This window comes from Jiangella rhizosphaerae (genome assembly GCF_003579925.1).
GTDB lineage: Bacteria > Actinomycetota > Actinomycetes > Jiangellales > Jiangellaceae > Jiangella > Jiangella rhizosphaerae.
This window is the reverse complement of sequence record NZ_QUAL01000105.1, coordinates 1-5,812: the sequence shown is the minus strand read 5'-3', so window position 1 is coordinate 5,812 and position 5,812 is coordinate 1. Positions and strand designations below refer to the sequence as shown.

The 5,812-nt window shown below is 70.6% G+C and carries 6 protein-coding genes; all 6 read right to left on the bottom strand.

Going from position 1 to position 5,812, the window contains the following annotated elements:
• A partial coding sequence (locus DY240_RS11370; RefSeq protein ID WP_147375293.1) for a hypothetical protein occupies window positions 1–257 on the bottom strand: 257 nt, incomplete at its 3' end.
• A 110-nt stretch (window positions 258–367) separates the two neighbouring features.
• A complete protein-coding gene (locus DY240_RS11365; protein WP_119660009.1) occupies window positions 368–1,591 on the bottom strand; it encodes an ABC transporter ATP-binding protein in 1,224 nt (407 codons plus the stop codon).
• 4 nt (window positions 1,592–1,595) lie between these two features.
• On the bottom strand, window positions 1,596–2,450 hold the full coding sequence (locus DY240_RS11360) for a carbohydrate ABC transporter permease (RefSeq protein ID WP_119660008.1): 855 nt from the start codon (window positions 2,448–2,450) through the stop codon (window positions 1,596–1,598).
• A complete protein-coding gene (locus DY240_RS11355; protein ID WP_119660010.1) occupies window positions 2,447–3,337 on the bottom strand; it encodes a carbohydrate ABC transporter permease in 891 nt (296 codons plus the stop codon). Before DY240_RS11355 ends, DY240_RS11360 begins: the two co-directional genes overlap by 4 nt.
• Window positions 3,338–3,351: 14 nt before the next feature.
• On the bottom strand, window positions 3,352–4,665 hold the full coding sequence (locus DY240_RS11350) for an ABC transporter substrate-binding protein (RefSeq protein WP_119660007.1): 1,314 nt from the start codon (window positions 4,663–4,665) through the stop codon (window positions 3,352–3,354).
• A 91-nt stretch (window positions 4,666–4,756) separates the two neighbouring features.
• A partial coding sequence (locus DY240_RS11345; protein WP_147375292.1) for an AAA family ATPase occupies window positions 4,757–5,812 on the bottom strand: 1,056 nt, incomplete at its 5' end.

The following is a 5,812-nucleotide window of genomic DNA, read 5'->3' as shown; positions in this document are numbered from 1 at the left end:
GGCCGGGTGCCCGGTGCCGGCCGGGCGGCCGGTGCCGGCCGGGCCAGCCGGCGGGCGATCGCGCGGCGCGCCCATCGCAGCCCGTGGAACAGCCCTTCACGCCAGTCGTCCATGCGCGCTACCGCAAGAAATCGCCAGCGGCGCAGCCTCCGCCGCACCGCCGACGACCCCGCCAGGTGGTAGTAGGCCCCGACGGCGGCCAGCACGGCCGTCGCCACCATCACGATCGCCAGCATTGCCACGACCACTGCCGTCATGTGACACCCCCGTTGGTCACAGCAGTAACATCGTTCACTTCCGCACCACAGACGGTAGCGCAGGACCGGCCCCGTCACCTGAAAGACGCGCCGTGTGGGCGCGGCGTTGCCTACTCGAGCGCCGCGCCGGTGGCGGGGTCGAAGAAGTGCAGCCGGGCCGGGTCGAGCGCGACGGTGATCGGCGACCCGACGCTCACCGGCGTCCCGGCCGGCAGCCGCGCGGTGAAGGTGGCCCGGTCCAGCGGCACGAGCAGTGCGTCGTCCGCGGCCTGGGCGTCCACCGCGGCGCGGGTGGCCTCGGTGTCCACGCGCGGCGCGTCGACGTCGAAGATCACGTAGCGCTCGTCGCCGAGGTCCTCGACGATGGCCGGGGTCACGGGCAGCTCGGGCTGGCCGTTTCCCGACGCGAGGGACAGCGACGTGGGCCGCACGCCGACGATGACCGGGCGGTCCGCACCGGCGAGCGACGAGTCCGGCGGGAGCGGGACGCGCACGCCCGCGAACGACGCCGCGCCGTCCTGGACGGTCGCGTGGACGAAGTTCATCGACGGCGACCCGATGAACGCGGCGACGAAGAGGTTCACCGGGTGCCGGAACAGCCGCTGCGGGGTGTCGACCTGCTGCAGGACGCCGTCGCGCAGCACGGCCACGCGCTGCCCGAGCGTCATGGCCTCCGTCTGGTCGTGGGTGACGTAGACCGTCGTGACACCGAGCCGCTTGTGCAGCAGCGTGAGCTGGGCGCGCATGCTGACGCGGAGCTTCGCGTCGAGGTTGGACAACGGCTCGTCCATCAGGAAGATCTGCGGCTCGCGGACGATCGCCCGGCCCATCGCGACGCGCTGCCGCTGGCCGCCGGACAGCGCCGCCGGGCGCCGGTCGAGGAGGTGCTCCAGGCCCAGCACCTGCGCCACCTCGTCGACGCGGCGGCGCCGCTCCTCCTTCGGGACGCCGCGCATCCGCAGGCCGAAGCCGATGTTCCCGCGCACGGTCATCCGCGGGTAGAGCGCGTAGCTCTGGAACACCATCGCGACGTCGCGTTGCTGGGGCAGCTGTGCCGTGACGTCCTTCTCGCCGATGAGGATCCGCCCGGAGCTGACCTCCTCGAGGCCGGCGATCATCCGCAGCAGGGTGGACTTGCCGCAGCCGGATGGGCCCACCAGGACCACGAACTCACCGGGCTCCACCGCCAGCGTCACGTCCTTGATGGCCTCCACCCCGCCGCGGAACCGCTTGGACACGTGCTCGAGCCGGACCCCTACCGGCGCGCGGGCGGCGAGCTCCGTGGCGAGGGCCTCGACGGGCGCGGCCCGGTTCTCGGACGTCTGCTCGCTAATCGGATCACCCCTTGAGCGCGCCGGCCATCAGCCCGCGCATGAAGAACCTGCCCATCAGGATGTAGACGAGCAGTGTGGGGATGCTGGCCAGCAGCGCGCTGGCCATCGCCTCGTGGAACGGGACCACCTGGCCGCCGGCGATGTTGTTCAGCGCCACGGTGACCGGCCAGCTGTTCGTCGACGTGAGCACCAGCCCGAACAGGAAGTCGTTCCACGCCGACGTGAACTGCCAGATGACCGAGACGGCGAACGCGGGCAGCGCGATCGGCAGCGCTACGAAGGCCAGCGTGCGGATCATCCCGGCGCCGTCGACCTGTGCGGAGTCGATCAGCTCGTCGGAGATCGTCACGAAGTAGCTGCGGAAGATCAGCGTGGTGATCGGCAGGCCGTAGATGATGTGGACGAGGATCAGCCCGCTCAGCCCGCCCACCAGGTTCCAGTCGGTCAGGAGCTCCCGCATCGGGATGAGGATCGCCTGGTACGGGATGAACATGCCGAACAGGATCAGCGGGAACACCACGTCGGCGCCGGGGAAGCGCCACTTGGCCAGCACGAACCCGTTCGCGGCGCCCAGCAGCGACGAGATGATGCTGGCCGGCACCGCCATCAGCACGCTGTTGCGGAAGCCGGGCTCGAGCACCGGCCACACGTCGGCGAACGTGTCCAGCGAGAGCGAGTCGGGCAGCTGCCACATCTGCGACGGGCTGACCTGCGCCGGATCCTTCATCGCGGTCACCACGAGCACGTACACCGGGATGAGGAACAGGCAGACCAGCGCGAACAGCACGATATACCGGACGGTGGCGACGTAGGGCCACCAGCGCGAGCGGATCCTCGGCGGCGCGCCGGACGTGGTCATGGCCGGCGCTCCGATCGGACCGAGTACCAGATGTAGGGGACGATCACGGCCGCGATGCCCACCATGAGCAGCGTCGCGATGGCCGCGCCGATCGAGAAGTTGAGGCCCTCGAACGTGATGAACCACATGTAGAGCGCCGGCGTCTCGATCTTGCGGCTCTTCGCGTCCATCGCGTAGATCAGGTCGAACGTCTTCAGCGAGATGTGGGCGAGGATGACGATGGCGCTCATGACGACCGGCAGCAGCATCGGTCGCACCACGTGCCAGAACGCCTTCGCCTCGCTCGCCCCGTCGACCCGGGCGGCCTCGCGCAGGTCGTCGGAGACGCCGCGCAGGCCGGCCAGGAACAGCGCCATGATGTAGCCGACGAGCGCCCATCCGGCCGCGATCGCGACCGAGGCGACGGCCCAGTACGAGTCGGACTTGAACCAGTCGTTGGCCAGGAACCCCACGCCGAGGCTGTCGAACAGCCGGTTCAGCCCCGTCTCCTGCGCGCCGGAGGCGTTGCTGAGCAGCCAGCGCCAGATGATGGCCGTCGCGATGAACGAGATGGCCATCGGGAACAGGAAGACGGTCCGGAAGAACGCCTCCCCTCGCACCCCGCGCTCCAGCAGCAGCGCCAGCAGGAACCCGAACACGAGCGTCCCGAACACGAACACCAGCGTGAACACGACGACGTTCTGCACGCCGTCGATGAACCTGGTGTCCTCGGCCAGCCTGCGGTAGTTGTCCAGCCCGGCGTAGTCGTAGGTGGCGCGCAGGCCGCGCCAGTCGCTGACCGAGACGCGCAGGTTCCAGCCCAGGAACCCGTAGACGAAGACCCCGATGGCCAGCAGCGACGGCGCGACGAGCAACGCCGCTGGTCCCCACTTGCGGATCCGGCACATCTCCACCCCCGAAGCTACTGGTTCGCCTCGTAGGCCTCCTTGACCGCCGACGCGAACTGGGCGCTGTCGCCGCTGGCGACGAACTCCCCGAGCGCCGAGTCGATCTCGGTGTTGAACGCCCCGCCGGCCACGACACCGTGCGCCAGCGAGCCGACGAGCTCGATCTCCGGGTCGTTCCAGTCCGTCAGCGGCATCTCCAGGTAGCCCGTGTAGAGCGACGTGTCGGCGTCCGTGCGCGCCGGGATCGACCCCTTGATCGGGTTGAAGGTGTCCTGACCCTCCTTCGACCCGGCCAGGCGCAGCCATTCGACGGCCAGGTCGCGGTGCGGCGCCCCCACCGGCAGGGTGAAGCTGTCGGACAGCCAGTTGAAGATGCCCTCCGTGCCCGGGGACGTCGTCACGCCGTACTCGGTCTCGAAGGCCAGGCCCTGCGCGGTGGCGAAGTAGGTGTTCGCCCAGTCCCCCATGACGTTGTAGGCGGCGTCGCCCTCGATGACGGGGTCGAGCGCGGGCTGCCAGTCGGCGGCGGCCTCGTCGACGTTGCTGTGCGCGAGCACCTCGGTGAACATGTCGAGCGCGTCGGTCACCTCGGTCGACTCCCAGTCGGTCGAGCCGTCCCACAGGCCCGAGTAGGCCTCGGCGCCCAGCTCGCCCAGCAGCACGTTCTCCAGCAGGTGCTTCTGCGTCCAGGACGGGCCGATGGTCAGCGGCGTCTTCCCGGCGGCCTCCAGCGTGGCCGCCTGCTGCAGGAACTCGTCCCAGCTGGCCGGCGGCGCCGCGATACCGGCCTCGGCCAGCACCGCCGGGTTGTACCAGATGAGGTTCGACCGGTGGATGTTCACCGGCACCGAGTAGATCCGGTCGTCCACCGTGGCCAGTTCGAGCATGTCCTCAGGGAAGACGTCCCTCCAGCCCTCCTCGTCGTAGAGCCAGGTCAGGTCCTCGACCAGCTCGGCCTCGATGTCCGGCTGCAGCTCGGCGCCGACGTGGCGCTGGTAGGAGTCGGGCGGGTCGCCGGCCTGCAGCCGAGTCGTCAGGACGGCCTGTGCGTTGGTCCCGGCGCCACCGGCCACCGTCGCGTCGATGATCTCGACGTCCGGATGCCGCTCGGCGAACAGGTCCAGGAGCGCCTGCTTGCCCTCGGAGTCGCCGGCGCCGGTCCACCAGGAGAAGAACTCGAACTCGGTGCTCGTCGGTGCGCCGGGACTGGTGCCGCCGGCGCCGGGCTCCGCGCCGTCGTCGTCGCCGCAGGAGGCCAGGACGAGCGCGGCGGCCGCCGCGAGGGCGGCGAGGGAGCGACCACTGGTGCGGTGAAGAGTCGACGTCATCGTCGGTTCCCCCTCACGATGCGAGGAGCGATGTGGTGATGACCAGTCAACCAGCTACGTCACCAGCGGTGAAGGGGGAAAGTGACCTGGATCACACCGGCTCGGACTCGCGGATGCGCTGCGAGATGACCGCCGTGACTCCGTCGCCGCGCATGGAGACGCCGTAGAGGGCGTCGGCGATCTCCATGGTGCGCTTCTGGTGGGTGATGACGATGAGCTGGCTGCGTTCGCGCAGCTCTTCGTAGATGTTCAGCAGCCGGCCGAGGTTGGTGTCGTCGAGCGCGGCCTCGACCTCGTCGAGGATGTAGAACGGGCTCGGCCGGGCCTTGAACAGCGCCACCAGGAACGCGACGGCGACCAGTGACCGCTCGCCGCCGGAGAGCAGCGACAGCCGCTTGACCTTCTTCCCCGGCGGCCGGGCCTCGACCTCGATGCCGGTGGTGAGCATGTCGTCGGGCTCGGTGAGCACCAGCTTGCCCTCGCCGCCGGGGAACAGCCGCGAGAACACGTCGGCGAACTCGCGGGCGGTGTCCTCGAACGCGGACGCGAACACCTGCTGGACGCGGTCGTCGACCTCCTTGACGATGTCGAGCAGGTCGCGGCGGGTGTTCTTGAGGTCCTCGAGCTGCTCGGTGAGGAAGGCGTGCCGCTCCTCGAGCGCGGCGAACTCCTCCAGCGCCAGCGGGTTGACCTTGCCCAGCGCCGCCAGCCCGCGCTCGGCCGCCTTGAGCCGCTTGAGCTGCTGCTCGCGCACGTACGGGACCGGCTCGCGCGGCTCGCCGTCCTCGCCCGGCGGCACGGGCACCGGCAGGTGCGGGCCGTACTCCTCGACCAGCGTCGTGGGATCGACGCCCAGCTCCTCCAGCGCCTTGGTCTCCAGCGCCTCGACCCGCATGCGGTGCTCGGCGCGGGCCAGCTCGTCGCGGTGGACGGTCGACGTGATCTCGTCCAGCTCCGCCGACAGCTCGCGCACCCGGGCGCGCTCCTCGGCCAGCGCGGCCTCGCGCGAGGCGCGCAGCTCCTGCACCTCGTCGCGCTCGGCGGCGGCCAGCTCCAGCGACTGCTCCAGGTACCGCAGGACGACGGCGGCGCCGCGGCCGACCGCCTCGGCCACCCGGGCCTCCGCGGCGCGGCGGCGAGCCGCGGC